Annotated in this window: 18 protein-coding genes and 1 riboswitch; of the genes, 17 read left to right on the top strand and 1 reads right to left on the bottom strand. The window is 68.4% G+C overall.

Annotated features, from left to right (window positions below):
* Positions 1-177 precede the first annotated feature (177 nt).
* Positions 178-2763 (top strand): alpha-glucan family phosphorylase, encoded by a 2586-nt coding sequence (glgP, locus tag AC1MB9_RS09370; protein ID WP_479961693.1) that lies wholly within the window; start codon positions 178-180, stop codon positions 2761-2763.
* 36 nt (positions 2764-2799) lie between these two features.
* Here glgP and glgX read toward each other — a convergent pair whose 3' ends face one another.
* Positions 2800-4893 (bottom strand): glycogen debranching protein GlgX, encoded by a 2094-nt coding sequence (gene glgX / locus AC1MB9_RS09365; RefSeq protein WP_479961692.1) that lies wholly within the window; start codon positions 4891-4893, stop codon positions 2800-2802.
* A 92-nt stretch (positions 4894-4985) separates the two neighbouring features.
* On the opposite strand from glgX, the gene AC1MB9_RS09360 reads away from it, so the two are divergent.
* The 16 genes from AC1MB9_RS09360 (at position 4986) to AC1MB9_RS09285 (ending at position 21932) form a co-directional block, all read left to right on the top strand.
* The gene (locus AC1MB9_RS09360; protein WP_479961691.1) at positions 4986-6173 is read left to right on the top strand and encodes a cysteine desulfurase family protein; all 1188 of its coding nucleotides are present in this window, start codon (positions 4986-4988) and stop codon (positions 6171-6173) included.
* Between the two features lie 35 nt (positions 6174-6208).
* A complete protein-coding gene (gene mnmA, locus AC1MB9_RS09355; protein WP_479961690.1) occupies positions 6209-7384 on the top strand; it encodes a tRNA 2-thiouridine(34) synthase MnmA in 1176 nt (391 codons plus the stop codon).
* A 24-nt stretch (positions 7385-7408) separates the two neighbouring features.
* Complete coding sequence (ligA, locus tag AC1MB9_RS09350; RefSeq protein ID WP_479961689.1) at positions 7409-9652, top strand: NAD-dependent DNA ligase LigA; 2244 nt, start codon at positions 7409-7411, stop codon at positions 9650-9652.
* Between the two features lie 148 nt (positions 9653-9800).
* Entirely contained in the window at positions 9801-11168 is a 1368-nt protein-coding gene (locus tag AC1MB9_RS09345; protein WP_479961688.1) for an alpha/beta hydrolase, read from the top strand.
* 36 nt (positions 11169-11204) lie between these two features.
* Positions 11205-11501: an Asp-tRNA(Asn)/Glu-tRNA(Gln) amidotransferase subunit GatC gene (gene gatC / locus AC1MB9_RS09340; protein WP_479961687.1), complete on the top strand. Its 297-nt coding sequence runs from the start codon at positions 11205-11207 to the stop codon at positions 11499-11501.
* 2 nt (positions 11502-11503) lie between these two features.
* Complete coding sequence (gene gatA, locus AC1MB9_RS09335; RefSeq protein WP_479961686.1) at positions 11504-13042, top strand: Asp-tRNA(Asn)/Glu-tRNA(Gln) amidotransferase subunit GatA; 1539 nt, start codon at positions 11504-11506, stop codon at positions 13040-13042.
* On the top strand, positions 13042-14562 hold the full coding sequence (gene gatB, locus AC1MB9_RS09330) for an Asp-tRNA(Asn)/Glu-tRNA(Gln) amidotransferase subunit GatB (protein ID WP_479961685.1): 1521 nt from the start codon (positions 13042-13044) through the stop codon (positions 14560-14562). The genes gatA and gatB overlap by 1 nt, the downstream gene beginning before the upstream one ends.
* 9 nt (positions 14563-14571) lie before the next feature.
* Complete coding sequence (locus AC1MB9_RS09325) at positions 14572-14862, top strand: hypothetical protein (RefSeq protein ID WP_479961684.1); 291 nt, start codon at positions 14572-14574, stop codon at positions 14860-14862.
* Positions 14859-15980: a VIT1/CCC1 transporter family protein gene (locus AC1MB9_RS09320; protein WP_479961683.1), complete on the top strand. Its 1122-nt coding sequence runs from the start codon at positions 14859-14861 to the stop codon at positions 15978-15980. The genes AC1MB9_RS09325 and AC1MB9_RS09320 overlap by 4 nt, the downstream gene beginning before the upstream one ends.
* A 1-nt stretch (position 15981) precedes the next feature.
* Positions 15982-16485 carry a dihydrofolate reductase gene (locus AC1MB9_RS09315; protein WP_479961682.1) on the top strand — a complete coding sequence of 168 codons (504 nt, stop codon included), beginning with the start codon at positions 15982-15984 and terminating at the stop codon, positions 16483-16485.
* 9 nt (positions 16486-16494) lie between these two features.
* On the top strand, positions 16495-17727 hold the full coding sequence (gene dinB / locus AC1MB9_RS09310) for a DNA polymerase IV (RefSeq protein WP_479961681.1): 1233 nt from the start codon (positions 16495-16497) through the stop codon (positions 17725-17727).
* A 9-nt stretch (positions 17728-17736) separates the two neighbouring features.
* A complete protein-coding gene (locus tag AC1MB9_RS09305; protein WP_479961680.1) occupies positions 17737-18057 on the top strand; it encodes a hypothetical protein in 321 nt (106 codons plus the stop codon).
* Positions 18058-18256: 199 nt separating this feature from the next.
* A riboswitch (TPP riboswitch) is annotated at positions 18257-18365 on the top strand.
* Positions 18366-18413: 48 nt separating this feature from the next.
* Positions 18414-19067 (top strand): ECF transporter S component, encoded by a 654-nt coding sequence (locus AC1MB9_RS09300; RefSeq protein WP_479961679.1) that lies wholly within the window; start codon positions 18414-18416, stop codon positions 19065-19067.
* A 3-nt stretch (positions 19068-19070) separates the two neighbouring features.
* Positions 19071-20594 carry an ABC transporter ATP-binding protein gene (locus AC1MB9_RS09295; protein ID WP_479961678.1) on the top strand — a complete coding sequence of 508 codons (1524 nt, stop codon included), beginning with the start codon at positions 19071-19073 and terminating at the stop codon, positions 20592-20594.
* Positions 20591-21382, top strand: coding sequence for an energy-coupling factor transporter transmembrane component T family protein (locus tag AC1MB9_RS09290; protein ID WP_479961677.1), 792 nt, complete (start codon positions 20591-20593; stop codon positions 21380-21382). Before AC1MB9_RS09295 ends, AC1MB9_RS09290 begins: the two co-directional genes overlap by 4 nt.
* Positions 21372-21932 carry a nucleoside/nucleotide kinase family protein gene (locus AC1MB9_RS09285; protein WP_479961676.1) on the top strand — a complete coding sequence of 187 codons (561 nt, stop codon included), beginning with the start codon at positions 21372-21374 and terminating at the stop codon, positions 21930-21932. Before AC1MB9_RS09290 ends, AC1MB9_RS09285 begins: the two co-directional genes overlap by 11 nt.

The raw sequence follows: 21932 nt of genomic DNA, 5'->3' as shown, positions 1-21932 counted from the left end.
AGAGATCGAGCACGGGAATTCGGCCGATGACGGTCTGCTCATCGCGCGTGCCCGATGTCGTCTGCGGAAGGTCTCTGGGTCCTGCTGTCTTAGCCACATCTTGACCGTAGCGTGAAAATTTGTCGTATGCGCGAGATCGGTTACACAACGACGCACTCCGCACCTAGGGTGTATCTCGTGAAGGCGATACGTAAATTTACCGTCCGTGCCGTACTACCCGAGGCGCTGGCCGCTCTGGAAGAGCTGGCCGGCAACCTGCGGTGGTCCTGGCATGAGCCCACCCGTCAACTTTTCGAGCACATTGCCCCGGAGCTGTGGCGCGAGATCGGCACGGATCCCGTGGCGCTGCTCGGCGCAGTGGACCCGGGTCGCCTCGACGAGCTCGCCGGCACGCCCGAGTATGTCGCTCGGGTCAACGCCATGCGGGTGGACCTGCGTAATTACCTCGAGAAGCCGCGCTGGTACCAGTCGCTGAAGGGGCCGAAGCCGGCCGCCATCGCGTATTTCTCACCGGAGTTCGGCATTGCCGCCGCCCTGCCGCAGTACTCCGGCGGGCTCGGTATCCTCGCCGGCGACCACCTGAAGAGCGCGTCCGACCTGGGTGTTCCCCTCGTGGGGGTGGGCTTGTTCTACCGCGCGGGTTACTTCAGCCAGGCCATTTCTCCCGACGGCTGGCAGATGGAAAGCTACCCGCTGCTCGATCCCGATGGGCTTCCGCTGTCGGTGCTGCGCCGCGCCGACGGTTCCGCCGTGCAGGTGTCCCTCGCCCTGCCCGACGATCGCACGCTGCACGCCCGTGTCTGGCAGGCGCGCGTCGGCCGCATCCGTCTGCTGCTGCTGGACACCGACATTCCGCAGAACCCCGACGACCTGCGCCTCGTGACGGACCGGCTGTACGGCGGCGGGGGAGAGCACCGTCTGTTGCAGGAGCTGTTGCTGGGTATCGGCGGCGCGCGGGCCGTCAAACTGTGGAGCACGATCAGCGGGCACCCGGAACCCGAGGTGTTCCACACCAACGAGGGACACGCCGGATTCCTCGGCTTCGAGCGGATCTCGAGCCTCATCGGCGAGGGGCTGAGTTTCCCGGAGGCCCTGCAGGTGGCGCGCGCCGGAACCGTGTTCACCACGCACACGCCCGTGGCCGCCGGTATCGACCGGTTCGAGCGGCAGCTGGTGCGTCGCTACTTCGAAACGGATCTGCTGCCCGGCGTGTCGGTCGATGACCTGTTGAACCTCGGCGCCGAGAGCTATGACGGCGGATCACCCGACGTCTTCAACATGGCAATCATGGGTCTGCGCCTCGGTCAGCACGCCAATGGTGTGTCGAAGCTGCACGGCGAGGTGAGCCGGCGCATGTTCAACGGGCTCTGGCCCGGGTTCGACGCGACGGAGGTGCCGATCGCCTCCATCACCAACGGTGTGCACGCGCCCAGCTGGACGGACCCCACGCTCCTCTCCCTCGCCGAGAACCGCCTCGGAACGAGCGACACCACGGCCGCCGACTGGCTGTCTCCGGAGGTCACCGACCAGGACCTGTGGTCGGTGCGCGGCCAGATGCGCCTGCAATTCGTGGAGGACGCCCGTCGGCGCCTGACCAGCGCATGGCTGGACCAGAATCCGGGCGGCCTGCCGCCGGCGTGGATCGGCCGGGTCTTCGACCCCAACGTGCTCACGATCGGCTTCGCTCGCCGAGTGCCGACGTACAAGCGACTCACCCTCATGCTGCACGATCCGGAGCGACTGCGGGCGCTGCTGCTCGACCCCGAACGGCCGATCCAAATCGTCATCGCCGGCAAATCACACCCCGCCGACGAGGAGGGCAAACGTCTGATCCAGAAGATCGTGCAATTCGCCGCCGACCCGGAGCTGCGCACCCGCATCGCCTTCCTGCCCGACTACAACATCGGCATGGCCCAGCTGATGTACCCCGGAACCGACGTCTGGTTGAACAACCCGCTGCGCCCGCTGGAGGCCTGCGGTACATCGGGCATGAAGGCGGCGCTCAACGGGGCCCTCAACCTGTCGATTCTGGACGGCTGGTGGCCCGAATACTACGACGGCAAGAACGGCTGGGCCATTCCCTCCGCGGACTCCGCCGACGACTCGGCCGAGCGTGACCGGCTCGAGGCGGAGGCGCTCTACGACCTGATCGAACACCACGTCGCCCCCACGTTCTACGAACGCAACGGCGACAACGTGCCGGAACGCTGGGTGGGCAACATCCGTCACACTCTCGCCACCCTGTCGCCCGAGCTCAGCGCGGACCGGATGGTGCGCCAGTACGTGGAGCGCATGTACCGCCCGGCGAGCCGCTACGAGCGGCTGCTCTCCGCCAACAATTACCGGGCCGCGCGGGAGCTGGCGGCGTGGAAGGCAAAGCTGGTCTCGAAGTGGAGTGGCGTCGCCGTGACCCACGTGGAATCCGGCGGAATACTCGCCGTGCCCCAGGTCGGCGATGCCCTGCACCTGAGGGCGCACGTACACCTGAATGGGCTGCTGACCTCCGACGTCACCGTTGAGGTGGTGTACGGCCGCAGCTCCGGCGCCGACGACCTCAAGGACACCGCGAGCCAGGCGCTCGCGCCCGCCGCGGCATCCGAGTCGGCCGACGTTCCGGGAACGCCCTTTGGCGTGCCCACCCTGTTCACCGGAAAGGTGCAGCTTGATCGCGCCGGTGCCTTCGGCTACACGGTTCGGGTGGTGCCGCGTAACGCGCTGCTCGTCAGTGCGGCCGAGATGGGTCTCGTCGCCGTCGCGACCTGACCGTCGGCACCCGACACCCGGAACCCCGGGTGTCGGTCAGGACGTGCCCGTCGCGGCCTTCTTCGCGCCGGACGCGGGAACGCCGGCATGCGCCCGCAGGAGCTGCATCGACGCGCCCGCCATCACCAGCGGCGAGCCCGGTTCGTGCTCGATCACGGCGTCGCGCAGATCGTCATGGCTGGAATCCCACAGGAGCGTGTACGAGTCCACCCCCGGGTGGGCGGGAAGCGTCACGGTCGCTTGCTGCTCCCGAGCATGCACCACGAGCAGGATGCGGTTGGACGCCTCGTGTTCGGGAGTGCTTGCCGCCATGTACTGCAGGGTGCGGGCCTCCGGAGAGTTCCAGTCGTCGTCCGACATGGACTGACCGTCGCTGTTGTACCAGTCGAGCTGGCTCGCGCTCAGCGTCGTCTCGCCGAACCGGCCGAATTTCACGGGCCGAAGCGCCGGGTTCTCACGCCGCAGCTGAAGCAGGCGCCGACTCACGCGATGCAGGTCCTGCTGCCAGTCGTCGAAGTCCCAGTTCAACCAGGTGAGCTCGCTGTCCTGGCAATAAGCGTTGTTGTTCCCGCGCTGGCTGCGCCCGAACTCGTCACCGGCGGTGATCAGGGGGATGCCGGCGGACAGCAGGAGCGTGCCGAGCAGGTTCCGCATGGCCTTGCGGCGCGCGGCGAGGATCACCACGTCGCGGGTGGGGCCCTCGACGCCGTGGTTGAAGGAATTGTTGTTGCCGGTGCCGTCGCGGTTGGACTCCCCGTTGCCGAGGTTGTGCTTGGTGTCGTAGGCCGTGAGGTCGGCGAGCGTGAAACCGTCGTGCGCGGTGATGAAGTTGAGGGAGGCGAGCGGTCCGCGGTCCGTCGCGAAGGTGTTGCTTGACCCCGCGACACGCGTGGCGAAGCGTCCGATCCCGCTTCCGGCGCTGCCGGACTGCCGCAGGCTGCGTATGTCGCTCAGCCAGAAGTCACGCATGCGGTCACGGTAGCGGTCGTTCCATTCCGACCAGCCGGACGCGAAATTGCCCGTTTGCCACCCGCCCTGGCCCACGTCCCACGGTTCGGCAATGAGCTTGGCCCCCGCCAGCTCCGGGTCATCCCGAATGCCGGTGAGCAACGGGTGCTCGGGGTCGTACACGACGTCCTCGTCGCGGCCCAGGGTCACCGCGAGGTCGAAGCGGAACCCGTCGATCTGCACCTCGTTGGCCCAATACCGCAGGGAATCCATCACCAGACGCCGGGGGACTTCGTGGCCGAAGTTCACGGTGTTTCCGCACCCGGTCACATCGATGTACTGGCCGGATTCGGTCTGGCGATAGTACGTGGAGTTGTCGATGCCGCGCAGGCTCGTCACCGGCCCGTTGGGGCCCTCCTCCGCCGTGTGGTTGTAGACGACGTCCATGATCACTTCGAGGCCGGCCTCATGCAAGCGTTTGACCATGTCCTTGAACTCTCGCAGCACGGCCTCCGGGCCGCCGGATTGCGCGGCCTGGGTGGCGTAGTCGGCGTGCGGGGAGAAGAAGTTGAGCGTGTTGTAGCCCCAGTAGTTGATCAGCCCCTGCTTGATCAGGCGTTGCTCGGAGACGAAGGACTGCACGGGCAGCAGCTCGACACTCGTGACCCCGAGGTCGGTGAGGTACGCGATCGTGGATTCGTGCGCGAGGCCCGCATACGTGCCGCGGAGGGCCGCCGGAATCTTCTTGTTCAGCCGGCTGATGCCCCGAACGTGCGTCTCGTACACCACCGTGTGGTCCAGGGGCACGGCGGGCTTGGTCACGCCGCCCCAGTCGAAACGGTCGTCGACGACGGACGACTGCCAGGTGTCGGCACCGACGCGCACCAGGCCGCGTGAGTAGGGTTCGAGCAGGGTTGTTTCCGGGTGAAACGAATTTCGAGGGCCGACGGGACCGGATACGCGAATGCCGTAGCGGCGACCGCTCGACAGGGTGCGGGATTTCACGGACCACACGTTGTGGTCGTCCCGGCTCATCGGGATGCTTCTGATGATCCAGTTCGGGTCGGTGTCGTCGAAAATGCACAGTTCCATGGCATCCGCTTCCGCGGACCATACGCGCAATTCGCCGCCATTGGATGAAATTCGTACGCCGAGATTGCGCAGCGGATCGGCGTGAGTCATGCAATCAAGAGTAATCAGTGCGGACGGGGTGCTCCAACCACAGCCGGAACTAGAGTTGACAGGCTGGGACACCAGTAGAAAAGAGGGACCAGATGGTCGTCTACCTCGATCACGCGGCCACGACGCCCGTGCTTCCCGCCGCTATCACCGCCTACGCCGAGACCATGGCCGTCGTCGGCAACCCCGCATCCGTGCACAGCCAGGGCCAGAACGCCAAGCGCATGCTGGAGGAGGCCCGCGAACACATCGCCGCGAGCGTGCACTGCGACCCGATCGAGGTCGTGTTCACCGGCAGCGGCACCGAGGCGATCAACCTCGCGATCAAAGGCCTGTTCTGGGCTCGAGCGCCCAGGCGACGCATCCTGGTCGCCGAAGGCGAACACCACGCGACCCTCGACAGCGTGGAATGGCTCGCCGAGCACGACGACGCGGTAGTGGAGTGGATTCCGCTCGACACGCTCGGGCGTATCGACGTCGCGACCCTCGACGCGGCCATCGCGTCCAACCCGGCGGATGTGGCGCTCGTCACGGTGATCGCCGCCAACAACGAGGTCGGCACGGTGCAACCGCTCACCGAGATCGCGGCGCTCGCCGCCGCCCACGGCATCCCCGTGCACGTGGACGCCGTCTCGGCCTACGGCTACCTGCCCGTCGACTTTTCGGCGCTGAGCCGCGCCGGGGTGAGCGCCGTGAGCCTGTCCGCGCACAAGATCGGCGGACCGGTGGGCGTCGGAGCGTTGATCCTCGGTCGCCGCACCGTGGTCGTTCCGCTGCTGCACGGCGGCGGACAGCAGCGCAAGGTGCGCAGCGGCACCCAGGATGTGGCGGCCGCGGTTTCGTTTGCGGTCGCGGCATCCGCCTTCGGCGCCGGCCGGTCGGACGAGCACGCCAGGCTTTCCGGCCTGCGGGACCGGGTGATTGACGGCGTTCGGCGGATCGCCCCCGCCGCCATTCTCAACGGCGACCCCGATCCGGCCGGGCGCCTGCCCGGCAACGCTCACTTCAGCTTCCCCGGTTGTGAAGGCGATTCCCTGCTGTTTCTGCTCGATGTGGCCGGCGTTTCCGTGTCGACCGGGTCTGCCTGTCAGGCGGGCGTTCCGGAGCCGTCGCATGTGCTGCGGGCGATGGGACGCTCGGAGCTCGAATCCCGTGGTGCGCTGCGCATCACGCTCGGTCACACGAGCACGGAGGCGGACGTTGACGCCCTGCTTGCCGCCCTCCCCGCCGCCCACGCGCAGGCCGTGCGGGCCGGAATGTCGGATCGGGTGACGAGAGGATAGTCACCCCGGCCGTCAGCAGCGACTACACTTGTCCGGTGAAGGTTTTAGCAGCAATGAGTGGCGGTGTTGATTCCGCCGTGGCCGCAGCCCGTGCGGTCGAGGCGGGACACGAGGTCGTCGGCGTGCATTTGGCGCTCAGTCGAATGCCGGGAACTCTGCGCACCGGAAGTCGTGGCTGCTGTACGGTCGAGGACTCGATGGACGCCCAGCGTGCCTGCAACATCATCGGCATCCCGTACTACGTGTGGGACTTCTCCGAGCGCTTCAAGCTCGACGTCGTCGATGACTTCATCGCCGAGTACGCGGCCGGACGCACCCCGAACCCGTGCATGCGCTGCAACGAGAAGATCAAGTTCGCCGCCCTGCTCGAAAAGGCCATCGACCTCGGCTTCGACGCCGTGGTGACCGGCCATTACGCCAGCATCGTGACGGACGCCGACGGCAACAAGGAGCTGCACCGCGCCGCGGCCTGGGCCAAGGACCAGTCCTACGTGCTCGGCGTGCTCACCGCCGACCAGATCAACCATTCCCTGTTCCCGCTCGGTGAGACACCGTCCAAGGCCGAGGTTCGCGCGGAGGCCGCCGAACGCGGTTTCTCCGTGGCCGACAAGCCGGATTCCTACGACATCTGCTTCATCCCCGACGGTGACACGCGGGGCTGGCTGGGGGAGCGGGTCGCCCCGGAAACGGGCGACATCCTCGACCGCGAAGGCCAGAAACTCGGCGAGCATGCGGGTGCGGTGGCCTTCACCGTGGGACAGCGCAAGGGACTCTCCATCGGCACCCCGGCCTCTGACGGCAAGCCCCGGTTCGTGCTTGAGGTGCGCCCGATCTCCAACACCGTCGTCGTCGGGCCCAAGGAGGCGCTCGCGGTCAAGGAAATCGCCGGAGACTCCTACACCTGGGCCGGGCTCGCCCCCGCCACCCCGGAGATCGCCTTCGACTGCCACGTGCAGATCCGCGCGCACGCCGACCCGGAGCCGGCCGTCGCGCAGCTCGTGCACGGCGCAGACCGGGTGGAACTGAAGATCACTCCCGTCGAGCCCCTCACCGGCGTCGCCCCCGGACAGACCGCCGTGCTCTACCTGGGCACCCGGGTTCTCGGCCAGTGCACGATCGACCGCACGGTCAGCGCCGTTCCGGTCGGAGCCGCCGCGGACGCTCCCGCCGCGGACCCTGCCACGCCGGCAGCGCCAACGCTTGACGCGTGAGCCGAACCGTGGCGCAATTGACGAATGAGTGAAACCGCCCCCGACGATTCGCTGTCGGATGCCGCCGCCACGGCCGCCACCCTGACCGAGCGAATCCTCGCCGCGCGGGACGCCTACTACGACCGGAACGAACCCGTCATCGCCGATGCCGAGTACGACGATCTCGTGCGGCGACTCGAAGAACTCGAGCGGCTCTTTCCCGAGTTGCAGAGCCAGGACAGCCCCACCCAAACCGTCGGCGGGCGCGCCGAAACCACGCTCTTCGACCCGGTGCAGCACGCCGAACGCATGCTCAGCCTCGACAACGTGTTCTCGATCGACGAGTTCCTCGACTGGGCCGCGAAGGTCGAACGCGATTCGGGTCGATCCGTGCACTACCTGTGCGAGCTCAAAATCGACGGCCTGGCGATCAACCTGCGCTACGAGAATGGAGTGCTCGTCACAGCTGCCACCCGCGGCGACGGTGTGGTCGGGGAGGACGTGACCGAGAATATCGACTTCGTGCCCGGAATCCCGCGCCGACTGACCGGCACCGGGCATCCTCCCCTCATGGAGGTGCGCGGGGAGGTGTTCTTCCCGGTCGAATCCTTCGCCGAGCTCAATGCTGCCCAGGTCACGTCGGGTGAGCGCCCGTTCGCCAATGCCAGGAACGCCGCGAGCGGCTCCCTGCGCCAGAAGGCATCCACGAAGACGCCCGCCCAGCTGGTCCTGATGAAGGCCCGGCTCGGCCGACTGCGCATGCTCGTGCACGGCATCGGCGCCTGGGAACACCCGGCCGCCACGTCCCAATCCGAGGTGTACGCGGTCCTGGACGCTTGGGGCCTGCCCACCAGCGAGTATTTCCGGGTTACGCCGAACCGGGAAGAGGCCGCAGAGTTCATCGAGTATTACGGCGAGCACCGGGGCCGGGTGTCCCACGAAATCGACGGCATCGTGATCAAGATCGACGAGCTGGACCTGCACGCCGAACTCGGCGCGACCAACCGGGCACCGCGATGGGCCATCGCCTACAAATACCCTCCGGAGCAGGTCAACACCAAGCTGCGCGACATCGTCGTCAGCGTGGGACGCACGGGACGCGCCACACCCTTCGCGGTAATGGACAAGGTGCGCGTGGCCGGGTCAGAGGTTCGGCAGGCCACCCTGCACAACCAGGATGTGGTCAAGGCCAAGGGGGTCCTGATCGGGGACACGATCGTGCTCCGCAAGGCGGGCGATGTGATCCCCGAGGTGCTCGGCCCCGTCGTGGAGCTGCGCGACGGTACCGAACGCGAGTTCGTGATGCCGACGAACTGCCCGGAGTGCGGCACGCCGCTCGCTCCGGCCAAAGAGGGCGATATCGACCTGCGCTGCCCGAACGCCCGCAGCTGCCCGGCTCAGGTGCGTGGCCGCGTCGAACACATCGGTTCCCGCGGCGGCCTCGACATTGAGGTGCTCGGCGAGGTCGCCGCGGCCGCGCTGACCCAGCCCACCGTTCCGGCGCAGCCGCCCCTTCCCACCGAGGCCGGCCTGTTCGATCTGCAACTGAGCGACCTCCTCCCCATCCAGGTCACCGTCCGCGACGCCGAAACCGGTCTGCCCCGGGAAGACGCGGACGGCAGCGACAAGTTGCGCATGCCCTTCAGCCGAAACCTGACGGCCGCCGAGAGAAAGAACGGCCTCACCGGACTGCAACCGTCCGCGAGCGCCACGAAACTGCTCGCCGAAATCGACCGGGCGAAAACCAAGCCGCTCTGGCGCATCCTCGTGTCGCTGAACATCCGCCATGTCGGACCGGTCGCCGCTCGGGCCCTGGCCGATCACTTCGGTTCCCTCGACGCGATTCGGGAGAGTGCGGCCGCGGACCTCGCGATCGTCGACGGCGTCGGCGGCATCATTGCCGACGCGGTGGTCGACTGGTTCCAGGTGGATTGGCACCGGGACATCGTGGATGCCTGGGCCAGGGCCGGCGTGCAATTCACCACACCCGGACATCCCGGACCGGGCGGCGCATCGGCCGCCGGCGGTGTCTTGTCCGGCCTGACCGTCGTGGCCACCGGTTCCCTCGACGGGTACACCCGGGACGGAGCCCAGGAGGCGATCATCGCCGCGGGCGGCAAGTCCGCGTCCAGCGTCTCCAAGAACACGGACTTCGTTGCCGCCGGACCGGGGGCCGGATCCAAGCTGGCCAAGGCGGAAACCCTCGGGATTCGTATCCTCGACGCCGACGAATTCAAGATTCTGGTCGAACAGGGGCCGAACGCACTGTCGGAACCAATACCGTCCTAGCCTCGCATTCTAAGGGCCGTCCGCGCCAATTGGGCTGGCTGGGCTTCTTTTTTCGTCCGTGTCGCCGATATGCTGATCTGGATATATATGTGCGCGCCGTGCGCGCACCCGGCAGCGGCACAGGCGAGGGGACGAAGCGCTGTACGACATGGTGGCAGTACTCATCTCGCTTGCCTTGGGGGGCCCGTTCGAGAGTGCCGCCGCGCCGGAGGCCGTGCAGGTCGTTCGCGTCGACACCGCCGCCGGTCACCTGCCCGCCCAGGCGCTCAGCGCCGAACCATGGATCGGTCCCCGGTCGGAACCGGTGTGGCTGCAACTGTCATCGTCGGCGGGCTCCTCCGTCGACATCGACGGCACGGCGCGCGCCGGCCGCAGTACGCGCGGGATGGTCGTGCTCGACGGGATTGCACGCCTGACCCCCACCGAACTGCGCACGTTCGCTTCCGTCAACCCCACCGCCATCGACACGATCCTCGCCGCACCTCCGGCCGCGACCGACGTCACTCGCTGGTGGACGCAGCTCGACGACACGTCACGCCACGACCTTCAGGGCGATCTTCCCCGCCTGGTGGGCAACCTCGACGGCATCCCGCTCGTGGACCGAGGTCAGGCCAACGCGCGGTACCTCGGGGAGGCGGTGGCGAAAGCCACGGCACAGCTCACCGGCGCATCCGGCCGAACCATGTCTCCGTCCGTGACCCGGGAACTGTCGGTCATGAAGCAGGTTCAGCGGGCCTTGGTGCATCCGTGTCAGTCGCCGACCCGAACCCTGGTGCTCCTGGACCTCACGGACGGCGGTCGGGCCGCGATCGCGCTGGGAAACCCCGACACCGCCGACTACGTCAGCTACCTGGTGCCTGGGATGAACTACGGCGTACAGGAACAGCTCGTCAACTGGTCCGACACGGCCGACGCCCTCTACGCCGAACAGGTCAGCGTGCTGCGAGAGCAGGCGATCACCTCCCGTACGGCAATTCCCAGTGTCGCCACGATCGCGTGGATCGGATACGAAACGCCGAGCGTCTTCAACGTCGGCGGCCTCGACCGAGCCGAGGCCGGCGCCGACTTCCTCGTGGACTCCTGGCAGGGTATACGCTCCACCCGGGCCGAACACGAACCGTTCCTGTCCGTCTTCGCTCACTCCTACGGCACCCTGGTCTCCCTCGAGGCGCTCGCCCGCGGCTCCGTGCAGGTCGACGCCCTCGTTCTGGTCGGCTCGCCCGGCAGCGCCATCCAATCGATCGACCGGCTCAACGTGGCCGACGGCAACGTCTACGTGGGGGAGGCCGACTGGGACCCGGCCGTGAACAGCGGATTCTTCGGCAGCGACCCCGGAAGTGCGTCGTACGGAGCCCACACGCTCGGCGTGGACGGCGGCGTCGACCGGCAAAACGGTCGAAAACTCAACAAATCGTGGGGCCACAACGACTATTTCACCCGGGGAAGCGAGTCGCTGCACAACATGGCGGTGATCGGAACGGACCAGGCGGCACTCGTCACCAACGCCTCCGAATAGAATTAGGCATCCACGTCTACAAAAAATCGGAGTTCCATGTCTGAAATCACGGCCGAGCAGGTTGCCCACTTGGCAAGCCTTGCCCGGATCGACCTCAGCCCCGAGGAGATCACGAATCTCACCCACGACCTGGGCCAGATCGTCGACTCGGTCGCGAAGGTGTCACAGGTCGCCACGGCCGAGATTCCCGCAACGAGTCACCCCCTCCCGCTGACCAACGTCTTCCGCCCCGACGTCGTCGTTGCATCCCTCACGGTTGAGCAGGCACTCTCTGGTGCCCCCGACCGTGACGGCGACAAGTTTCGCGTTCCCGCAATCCTGGACGGAGAATAACCATGACAGATCTGACCAGGCTCTCGGCCGCCACCCTCAGCACGCTGCTCACCGACGGTGCCGTCAGCGCCGTTGAGGCCACCCGCGCGCACCTCGACCGCATCAGCGACGTCGACACCGACCTGCACGCCTTCCTGCATGTCTCCGGGCCGGCCGCGCTCGCCACCGCTGCCCGCATCGACGCGCAGCGCGCGGCCGGGGACACTCTCGGTCCGCTCGCCGGTGTGCCGATCGCGATCAAGGATGTGCTCGCCACCCACGACATGCCGACGACCGCCGGGTCGAAGATTCTCGAGGGCTGGGTGCCGCCCTACGACGCCACCGTCGTCGCGCGCCTGCGCGCCGCGGGCCTCGTGCCCCTCGGCAAGACCAACATGGACGAATTCGCGATGGGGTCCTCCACCGAACACTCCGCCTACGGCCCGACCCGCAACCCCTGGGACCGCGACCGCATCCCCGGCGGATCCGGTGGCGGCTCGGCCGCCGCGGTGAGCGCGTTCGAAGCGCCGCTCGCCCTCGGAAGCGACACCGGCGGATCGATCCGCCAGCCCGCCGCCGTGACCGGTTCCGTCGGAGTCAAGCCCACCTACGGCGGAGTGTCCCGCTACGGCGCCGTCGCGCTCGCGTCATCCCTCGACCAGGTCGGCCCCGTCTCCCGCACCGTCTACGACGCGGCGCTGCTGCACGACGTGATCGGCGGGCACGACCCGCTCGATTCCACCTCGCTCACCGACTCCTGGCCGTCCATGGCCGCCGCCGCGCGAGCGGGTCTGGCCGACGGCGCCCTCAAGGGCGTGCGCGTCGGCGTGATCAAGGAACTGTCGGGTTCCGGCTTCCAGGCCGGCGTCACGCAGCGGTTCACGGAAACGCTCGCGCTCCTCGCGGCCGCCGGCGCGGAAATCGTGGAGGTGTCTGCTCCGAACTTCGAGTACGCCGTGGCCGCGTACTACCTGATTCTTCCGGCGGAAGCGTCCAGCAACCTCGCGCGCTTCGACTCCGTGCGTTTCGGAATCCGGGTGAACCCGAACGAGGGATCGCTCACCAGCGAACGCGTGATGGCGGCCACCCGCGAGGCCGGCTTCGGCCCCGAGGTGAAGCGCCGCATCATCCTCGGCACCTACGCGCTCAGCACCGGCTACTACGACGCCTATTACGGCAGCGCGCAGAAGGTGCGTACGCTCATCCAGCGGGACTTCGACGCCGCCTTCGCGCAGGTCGACGTGCTCGTTTCCCCGAGCGCTCCGACCACCGCGTTCAAGTTCGGTGAGAAGCTCGAAGACCCGATGGCGATGTACCTGAATGACGTGACGACGATTCCGGCGAACCTGGCCGGCGTGCCGGGAATGAGCCTGCCCATCGGCCTCGCGCCGGAAGACGGCCTGCCGGTCGGGTTGCAGATCATGGCCCCCGCGAAGGCGGATGCCCGCCTCTACACCGTCGGTTCGGCCATCGAACAACTGCTTGAAGCCGGCTGGGGTCACACCATGCTCGACCAGGCACCGGAGCTCACGCTCGCCACCAGCACCAAGGGAGCTCTCTAATGGCGAAAGCCGAATTGATGGACTACGACAAGGCCCTCGAACTGTTCGAGCCGGTGCTCGGCTTCGAGGTGCACGTGGAGCTCAACACCAAGACCAAGATGTTCTGCGGCTGCGCGAACGAATTCGGGTCCGGCGCCAACACCAACACCTGCCCCACCTGCCTCGGACTGCCGGGTGGCCTGCCGCAGGTCAACCAGAAGGCGATCGAGTCCAGCATCCGTCTGGGCCTCGCGCTCGGCTGTGAGATCGCCGAGCACTCTCGGTTCGCACGCAAGAACTACTTCTACCCCGACACGGCGAAGAACTTCCAGACCAGCCAGTACGACGACCCGATCTGCCACGACGGGTCGATCACCATCGAGCTCGAAAGCGGACGCCTCGTCACCGTGGACATCGAACGCGCCCACATGGAAGACGACGCCGGCAAACTCACCCACAAGGGAGGCTCGACCGGCCGCATCCAGGGCGCCGACTACTCCCTCGTCGACTACAACCGTGGCGGCGTGCCGCTCGTCGAGATCGTGACGCAGATGATCGAGGGCGCCGAACACGACGCCCCCGAAATCGGCAAGACCTACGTCGCCGCCATCCGCGAAATCGTCAAGGCCCTCGGCGTCTCAAACGCCCGCATGGAAGAGGGAAACGTGCGCTGCGACGCGAACGTCTCCCTGCGTCCCCGCGGCTCCGACGTGCTCGGCACCCGCACCGAAACGAAGAACGTCAACTCGCTCCGCTCGGTCGAACGTGCGGTGCGCTACGAGATCCAGCGTCAGGCCGCGGTACTTTCCAGCGGCGGCACCATCACCCAGGAGACGCGTCACTGGCACGAAGACACCGGTGTCACGTCGGCCGGCCGCCCCAAGAGCGACGCCGACGACTACCGGTACTTCCCGGAGCCCGACCTCGTGCCCATGGCGCCCTCACGCGAATGGGTCGAAGAGTTGCGACTGACCCTTCCGGAACCTCCCGCCGCGCGGCGCAAGCGCCTGCAGGCCGCCTGGGCCTTCACCAACCTCGAGTTCCAGGACGTCGTCAACTCCGACCTGCTCGACGCCGTCGAAGCCACGGTCGCCGCCGGGGCATCCGCCCAGGCGTCACGCAAATGGTGGACCGGGGAGGTGGCCCGCCTCGCGAACGTCGCCGGTGTGGCCGCCGACTCGCTCGTGCAGCCCGAACAGCTCGCGGCGCTCATCACGCTCGTGGAGGCCGGAACCCTCACCGACCGCCTGGCGCGCCAGGTGCTCGAGGGCATGATCGCCGGAGAGGGAACGCCGGAGGAGGTCGTTGCCGCCCGCGGACTCGCCGTCGTCTCCGACGACGGGGCCCTCATTGCCGCCATCGACGCCGCACTCCAGGGGCAGCCGGACGTGCTGGCCAAGATCCGCGACGGCAAGGTGCAAGCGGCCGGCGCCGTCATCGGTGCGGTCATGAAGGCCATGCGCGGCCAGGCCGACGCCGCCCGCGTGCGCGAGCTTGTGCTCGAACGCGCCGCGGCCGTTGAGCCGGGCGCCGCCGACTAGGACAAGAAGATGTGGAAGAAACGCGACCCAGAGGCGACCGGCGGCAACTTCGGTGTCGGTGTGCAGGTCATCGTGCGCCTCGATCGCGAGCGATTTCCTGACTCCCTCACCGAGGACCCGATCGGCGTCATCGTCGCGCCCGGGGAGTTGACCGGCTCCTCGTTCTACGTCCCGACGACCGCGCGCGAGGCGGTGTGGCTGGTGGCGTTCGAGGATCCGTTCTACGGACTGGACGGCTCGGGGCCGCACGAGTCGGCGAAGGTACCGGAGAGCCGACTGGTCGCGGCACCCGAAGCATGAGCGACGCGCCCACCTTCGGCGAACCCGCGCCCAGCACACGGACTCCCGCCGACATCCGTCGCTGGCGTCAGTACCTGGCCGACGAGCTGGCGGAGGCCGCGGTGTACCGCGACCTCGCGGCACGCCGAACCGGGGAGGAACGCGCGATCCTGTTGAGCCTCGCCGAAGCCGAAGGGCGGCACGAAGCGCACTGGCGCAGGCTGCTGGGCGAGCATGTGGGGCCGGCGCGTCGCGGCGCCCCGCGCACGCGGCTGCTCGGCTTTCTGGCGCGCCGCTTCGGGTCCGTGTTCGTGCTCGCTCTCGCCCAGCGCGCGGAGTCCCGCTCGCCGTACGACAAGGACCACGACGCCACGAGCGCCATGGCCGCCGATGAGCGCATCCACGAGGAGGTCGTTCGCGGTCTCGCCGCGCGCGGCCGCAAGCGCCTGTCGGGCAGCTTCCGCGCCGCGGTGTTCGGGATTAACGACGGACTCGTGAGCAACCTCGCCCTCGTGCTCGGCATCGGAGCAACGGGGGTTCCCGCCGCGACGATTCTGTTCACGGGTCTCGCCGGGCTGCTGGCCGGTGCGCTGTCCATGGGCGCCGGCGAGTACGTGTCGGTACGCTCTCAGCGCGAGCTGCTGGAGGCCTCGAGCCCCACCCTCACGACGAAAAACGTTCTGACGCACCTCGACGCCGCCGCGAACGAGCTGACCCTCGTGTACCGGGCGCGGGGCATGTCACCCGAGAAGGCGGAACTGCACGCGCGCCAGGTGCTGAGCACCGCCGACGTCGCTACGAATCCCGCGGAGGACGCGGACACGCGCTCCGTGATGCCGGTCATCGATGAGCACGAGAGCATCGGGACGGGTCTCGGCGCCGCCGTGTCGAGTTTCTGTTTCTTCGCCTCCGGAGCTCTGCTTCCCGTGCTTCCGTACCTCTTCGGGATGACCGGCCTGGCCGCCGTCATCGTGGCCGCCGTGCTCGTGGGTCTGGCCCTGCTCGCGACCGGCGCGGTCGTCGGGCTGCTCTCCGGCGGCCCGCCACTGCGGCGCGCGCTGCGTCAGCTTTTCATCGGACTGGCCGCCGCCGGCGTCACCTACGCGCTCGGTTTGGCGTTCGGCACAACGGTTGGGTAGCGTGCTGACGCTCGTGTGGGCGCAAAGCCGCAACGGCACCATCGGCCGCGACGGCACGTTGCCGTGGCACGTGCCCGAGGACCTCGCGCACTTCGCGCACCTCACGCGCGGCGGAAACGTGCTGATGGGACGAAGAACGTGGGACTCGCTGCCGGCACCGTTTCGCCCGCTGCCCGATCGACGCAACATCGTGCTCACCCGCCAACCCGGGTGGACCGCGCCCGGAGCATACGTCGCCCACACGCTCGACGAAGCCGCGACTCTGACCGCCGGCGGGGACCTGTGGGTGATCGGCGGGCGGCGGATTTTCGATCAGTTTCTGCAGCGCGCCGACCGGCTCGAGGTGACCGAGATCAATGCCGACGTGCACGGTGACACCCTCGCGCCTCCGCTCGACATGCGTTGGCGTGTCGACGGCTCCGATCCCGTCATCGGCTGGCACACCTCCCGCACCGGGCTCGAGTATCGTTTTCTGCGCTACACCCCGGCCGCGCACCCGGACTAGAGTTTTTGCATGGGTAAGCAGGATGGCAGCGGGCGTCAGGTCACGACCGCGCCCATCGACGACTCCACGGCCACCATCCTGCACATTGACCTCGATGCCTTTTTCGTGTCGGTTGAGCTCCTCGACCACCCGGAATACGCCGACCGGCCGGTGATTGTGGGGCACCGTTCCGGTCGCTCCGTCGTGACCGCAGCGAACTACATCGCCCGACGCTTCGGGGTGAACTCCGCCATGCCGATGGCGCTCGCGCTGCGCAAATGCCCGCAGGCCGTGGTGCTGGAGCCGCACATGAGCGCCTACAAGCACTACTCCGACCGGGTGATGAGCATCTTCGATGACATCACCCCGCTCGTCGAGCGTCTCGGCATCGACGAAGCGTTCCTCGACGTGGCCGGTGCGCGCCGGCTGCACGGGTCGCCGGCCGTGATCGGCGAGTTGATCCGCGCCCGCGTGTTCGCCGAGACCGGCCTGGTGTGTTCGGTCGGTGCCGCACACACCAAATTCATCGCCAAACTCGCCTCCGGGCTGGCCAAACCCAACGGGCTCCTCGTCGTACCCGTCGACGCCACACTTGACGTTCTCCATCCGTTGCCCGTGAAGGCGATGTGGGGCGTCGGCGCCACGACCGAGGAGGCTCTCGTGCGTCTCGGACTGCGTACGATCGGCGACATCGCCCACACGCCGCTGCCCGTGCTCCAGCGTGCCCTCGGAGAAGCGTCCGGCAGCAAACTCCACGAGCTGTCGTGGGGGAGGGACCCGCGCTCGGTCACAACCGAACGCGAAGAGAAAAGCATCGGCCACGAGCAGACCTTCGAGTACGACGTGACGGACGCCGCGGTGCTGCGCAGCGAACTCCTGCGGCTCGCCGACGCGGTAGCCGTGCGCCTGCGGCGGGGCGGCCTGGTCGGGCGGCGGGTCGTGCTGAAACTGCGCTACCGGGACTTCAGCACCGTCACGAGGTCGCGCACGCTCGCCGAGCCGAGCAATGTGGGGCGCCGCATTTATGAGGAGGCCGTGGCCGCCTTCGAGGTGCTCGCGGCATCCGGCATCCGGGTGCGGCTGATCGGCGTGCGGATGGAGCAGCTCTCGCCGGCGGACAGCCAGGGCCTCGCGTTGTGGGACCCGGACGAGGACTGGCGGGGCGCCGAGCTCGCGGTGGACACCGTGACGGCGCGGTTTGGGCGCGGCATGGTTCAACCGGCGTCTCATATTGCGCCGAGCAGGGAACCGAACCCGGGGTAACCTGTTGGCATGACTAGCCTCCCGGAAAAGCTCGCAGAACTGTCCCGTACCGCCGGCGTGAAGTCCGCCTATGGCGAACCGATCCAGATCGACGGGGTCACGCTCGTGCCTGTGGCGATCGTGCAGTACGGATTCGGCGGCGGTGACGCGGGCGAGCAGGGATCCGGAGGTGGTGGCGGCGGCGGCGCGCTGCCGATCGGCGCCTACGTCAAATCCGCCGGAACGGTGCGATTCGAGCCGAACGTCATTGCGCTGCTGACCGTCGCCATTCCGTTCATCTGCGTCACCGGCCACGCACTCAACCGCATCATCCGCGCCCTGAAGAAGTAGCGCGGCCACGGCCGCGGCCGCGGCGGCGAAGCCACCGCGGCCAGTGCCAGGTGCCACGCACCGGGAGGCCGCGCGCGATGCGCCGTCGCCGAATCAGCGACGCACGCAGCAACACCAGCATGAGCATCGCTGCGACGAACACAACCAGCATGCTCAAAACCAAAACCCCATTCCGTGAGTCTAGGCGGCAGGTTAGACTGGGCGTGAACACGGGAGTCCGGTCAACCGGGCTGAGAGGAAGCTGTAGAGCTTCGACCGTCGAACCTGATCCGGATCATGCCGGCGCAGGGAGACTTCTCGTACCCGTGCCCCACTGAGTCATCCATCGATGATTCATCCTCGGAAAGGGCACGACAATGCACGCACCATCAGCAACCTTCGGCACGACATCATCGACAGCGGCCACCCGCCGCAACTATCGCTGGCGGGTCGTGGACATCGTCGTCGCGAGCGTCATCGGCGTCGCGAGCGGCGTCATCTTCTGGGCGTGGGGCTTGGCCTGGTCACCGCTCAGCAGCCTGCTGGCCTTCGCTCCCGGCCTCGGCGGTCTGCTCGCCGGCGGGTGGCTCTTCGCCGGGGTTCTCGGCGGACTGATCATCCGCAAGCCCGGCGCGGCCCTGTACACCGAGGTCATCGCGGCGGTCGTGTCGATGCTCATCGGAACCCAGTGGGGCTTCGCCACGCTGATCTGGGGCGTGCTGCAGGGACTCGGCGCGGAGATCGTGCTCGCCCTGTTCTTCTACGCCAACTACCGACTGAGCGTCGCCCTGCTCGCCGGTGCCGGGGCCGGCCTCGCCGTCGCACTCCTGGACACGACCATCAGCTACGCGGCGCTCGACCTCGGATTCAAGACCGCGTACTTCGTCACGGCAATCCTCTCCGGCATCGTGCTCGCCGGCCTGCTCTCCTGGCTGGCCGTGCGCGGGCTGGCCCGAACCGGGGCCCTGAACCGTTTCGCCAGCGGCCGCGAGGCGATGCGTCCCGCAGGCGCAGCACCGGCCGCCCGGTAGCCGATGTCGGCCACCACATCGAGCACCACCCCGGTCAGGCCCGCCCGCATCACCGCCCGCGGCTGGGGATGGCGTCACGCCGGCCGGGCCCGCCCCGCGGTGTCCGCTCTCGATCTCGACATCGCACCGGGGGAGCGCGTGCTGCTGCTGGGACCGAGCGGGGCGGGCAAGAGCACGCTCATGCATGCCCTGGCCGGCGTGCTCGGCGACGAGGAAGACGGGGATTCCGCCGGTGAGCTGCTCGTCGACGGTCGGCGGGCAGCGGATGCCCGCGGTCGAGTCGGTCTCGTGCTGCAGGATCCCGACTCGCAAGTGGTGCTCGCTCGAATCGGCGACGATGTCGCCTTCGGGTGCGAGAACCTGGCCGTTCCGCGTGCCGAGATCTGGCCGCGCGTGCGAGCGGCCCTCTCGGACGTCGGACTCACCCTGCCGCTCGACCACCCCACCTCGACGCTGAGCGGGGGCCAAAAGCAACGTCTGGCCCTTGCCGGCGTGCTCGCCATGGCACCCGGGCTGCTGCTGCTCGACGAGCCGACCGCCAACCTCGACCCGCACGGCGTGGTCGAGGTGCGGGACGCGGTCGTCCGCGGACTGGATCGTTCCGGCGCAACGCTGGTCGTGATCGAGCATCGCGTTGCCGTGTGGCAGCACGTCGTGGACCGGGTGATCGTTCTCGATCCGGCCGGCGGTGTCATGGCCGACGGCCCCACCGAGGACGTGCTCGCCCGCGAGGGTGACCGGCTGTCGAAGGCCGGCGTCTGGGTGCCCCAGGCGGCGCTTCGCGCCCCGACCCGCCTGCCGCGTTCCGCGGTACCGCCGGAACGCCTGCTGCGCGCCGACACGCTCTCCGTGGGCCGGGTTCCCTTCGCCCGTCGCGCCGCCGACGTCGTCGCCCGCGACCTCAGCCTGGACATTCACGAGGGCCTCGCGACGGCCGTCACCGGCCCGAACGGCGCGGGCAAATCCACGCTCGCGCTCACCCTCGCCGGGCTCCTCGCGCCCGCCGGCGGCACCCTCACCGCCGCACCCGCACTCGCGAACGGCATCGGCGATCGACCGGTGCGCTGGCGCTCCCGCGAGCTGCTGACCCGCATCGGCACGGTCTTCCAGGACCCGGAGCATCAGTTCCTCGCGGCAACGGTGCGCGACGACCTGATGATCGGACCGCGCGCCCTGCGCCTGAGCGGGCCGGAACAGAGCGCTCGGGTCGACGAACTGCTGCAGCGGCTGCGTCTCGACCACCTCGCCGACGCGAATCCGTTCACCCTGTCCGGCGGAGAGAAGCGCCGCCTGTCGGTTGCGACCGTGCTGGCCACCCGACCGCGCCTGCTGGTGCTCGACGAGCCCACGTTCGGTCAGGACTCCCGCACCTGGCAGGAACTCGTGCTTCTGCTGGCCGAATTACTCGACGAGGGCACGGCCCTCGTCGCCGTCACCCACGACCAAAATTTCGTCGACACCCTCGCCGACGTGACCGTCGTGCTGCCCGGAACGCTCACCGCCGGGTCGCTGGTCGACGCCTCATGAGCCTGATGACCCCCACGATCCGGCCGAGCGTGGTCGCCCGGCTGAACCCGGTGGCGAAGCTCGCCGTCGCCCTGATCGTGAGTTGCTCGCTCCTGTTGTCGATCGACTGGATCTCCGCAGGAGTGGCGCTGCTGCTCGAGGGGGTGCTATTGCTTTGGTGCGGGCTCAGCGCTCGGCAGTTCTGGCTGCGCACGGCACCGCTCTGGATGGCGGCGCCGCTCGCGGCCATCACCACCGTGATGTACGGCCAGGATTCCGGCGCCACGCTCTGGCACCTCGGCTTCGTCAGCGTGACCGAGGGATCGGTGGCATTGGGGTTGGCGATCGGTCTGCGGGTGCTCGCCATCGGACTTCCCGGTATTGTGCTTCTCGCCACGACGGACCCGACGGACCTCGCCGACGGTCTGGCACAGGTGCTTCGCCTTCCCGCCCGTTTCGTGCTCGGGGGACTGGCCGGGTTGCGGCTCGTGGGAATGTTCATTGACGACTGGCATTCGCTGACGCGCGCGCGGCGCGCGCGCGGCGTGGGTGACGGTGGCGGGCTGGGCGGTGCCGCGCGACGTTTCGTGGGGCCGGCCTTCGCCCTGCTGGTGATTTCGGTGCGTCGGGGGAGCAAGCTGGCCACCGCCATGGAGGCGCGCGGATTCGGGTCGGACGAACCCCGCACCTGGGCACGACTGTCGGTGTTCGGAGCCCGCGACGTCGTTCTCGTTGCCATGGGCTGCGCCATCGCGGGTATCGCCATCGGCGTGGCCGTGTGGGCCGGAACGTGGACCTTTGTCCTCTGACTCGGCGGCGACGGCACTGCTGGCTCCGGTGCTCGCGGCGCTGCGCGGGGCGCCGAAGACCGCGGTCGTGTTGATCGACGGCCCCAGCGGTGCGGGCAAAAGCACTCTCGCGGATGCGCTCCGGCTCGCGTGGCCCGGCGGCCGGGGGCCGACGCTCGTGCGACTCGACGACATTTATCCGGGATGGGGCGGGCTCGACGCCGCCAGCGCGCACCTCGCCGACCGAGTGCTGCGGCCGCGCCACGAGGGGCGTCCCGCCGCGTGGCAGGGTTACGACTGGGCGCGGGAGCAACGGGCGGGGTGGACCCCTGTTCCCGCCGACCGTCCGCTCATCGTGGAGGGGTGCGGCACGCTCGCGGCGGCCCATGTGGCGCTGAGCGACATTCGCGTGTGGATCGGCGCGGACGATGCCGTGCGCAAGGCCCGTGCCCTCGCCAGGGACGGCGACCTGTTCCGGGAGCACTGGGATGAGTGGCAGCGGCAGTGGGAGGCCTATTGCACGCGGGAGTCCCCGGAGCGCTCGGCGGGCATCCGCCTCGCTGCCCGATGA

It is taken from the genome of Cryobacterium sp. AP27 (assembly GCF_056680495.1).
The sequence above is the reverse complement of the archived record's forward strand: the minus strand, read 5'-3'. Positions and strand labels throughout refer to the sequence as shown.

Excerpts from the sequence above, each read along its gene's own strand:
- AC1MB9_RS09305 (WP_479961680.1), top strand. The coding sequence starts at position 17,737 with ATGACTAGCCTCCCGGAAAAGCTCGCAGAACTGTCCCGTACCGCCGGC.
- AC1MB9_RS09295 (WP_479961678.1), top strand. The coding sequence starts at position 19,071 with ATGTCGGCCACCACATCGAGCACCACCCCGGTCAGGCCCGCCCGCATC.
- AC1MB9_RS09325 (WP_479961684.1), top strand. The coding sequence starts at position 14,572 with ATGTGGAAGAAACGCGACCCAGAGGCGACCGGCGGCAACTTCGGTGTC.
- ligA (WP_479961689.1), top strand. The coding sequence starts at position 7,409 with ATGAGTGAAACCGCCCCCGACGATTCGCTGTCGGATGCCGCCGCCACG.
- gatB (WP_479961685.1), top strand. The coding sequence starts at position 13,042 with ATGGCGAAAGCCGAATTGATGGACTACGACAAGGCCCTCGAACTGTTC.
- gatA (WP_479961686.1), top strand. The coding sequence starts at position 11,504 with ATGACAGATCTGACCAGGCTCTCGGCCGCCACCCTCAGCACGCTGCTC.
- AC1MB9_RS09320 (WP_479961683.1), top strand. The coding sequence starts at position 14,859 with ATGAGCGACGCGCCCACCTTCGGCGAACCCGCGCCCAGCACACGGACT.
- AC1MB9_RS09290 (WP_479961677.1), top strand. The coding sequence starts at position 20,591 with ATGAGCCTGATGACCCCCACGATCCGGCCGAGCGTGGTCGCCCGGCTG.
- glgX (WP_479961692.1), bottom strand. The coding sequence starts at position 4,893 with ATGACTCACGCCGATCCGCTGCGCAATCTCGGCGTACGAATTTCATCC.
- dinB (WP_479961681.1), top strand. The coding sequence starts at position 16,495 with ATGGGTAAGCAGGATGGCAGCGGGCGTCAGGTCACGACCGCGCCCATC.
- AC1MB9_RS09300 (WP_479961679.1), top strand. The coding sequence starts at position 18,414 with ATGCACGCACCATCAGCAACCTTCGGCACGACATCATCGACAGCGGCC.
- gatC (WP_479961687.1), top strand. The coding sequence starts at position 11,205 with ATGTCTGAAATCACGGCCGAGCAGGTTGCCCACTTGGCAAGCCTTGCC.
- AC1MB9_RS09360 (WP_479961691.1), top strand. The coding sequence starts at position 4,986 with ATGGTCGTCTACCTCGATCACGCGGCCACGACGCCCGTGCTTCCCGCC.
- AC1MB9_RS09345 (WP_479961688.1), top strand. The coding sequence starts at position 9,801 with ATGGTGGCAGTACTCATCTCGCTTGCCTTGGGGGGCCCGTTCGAGAGT.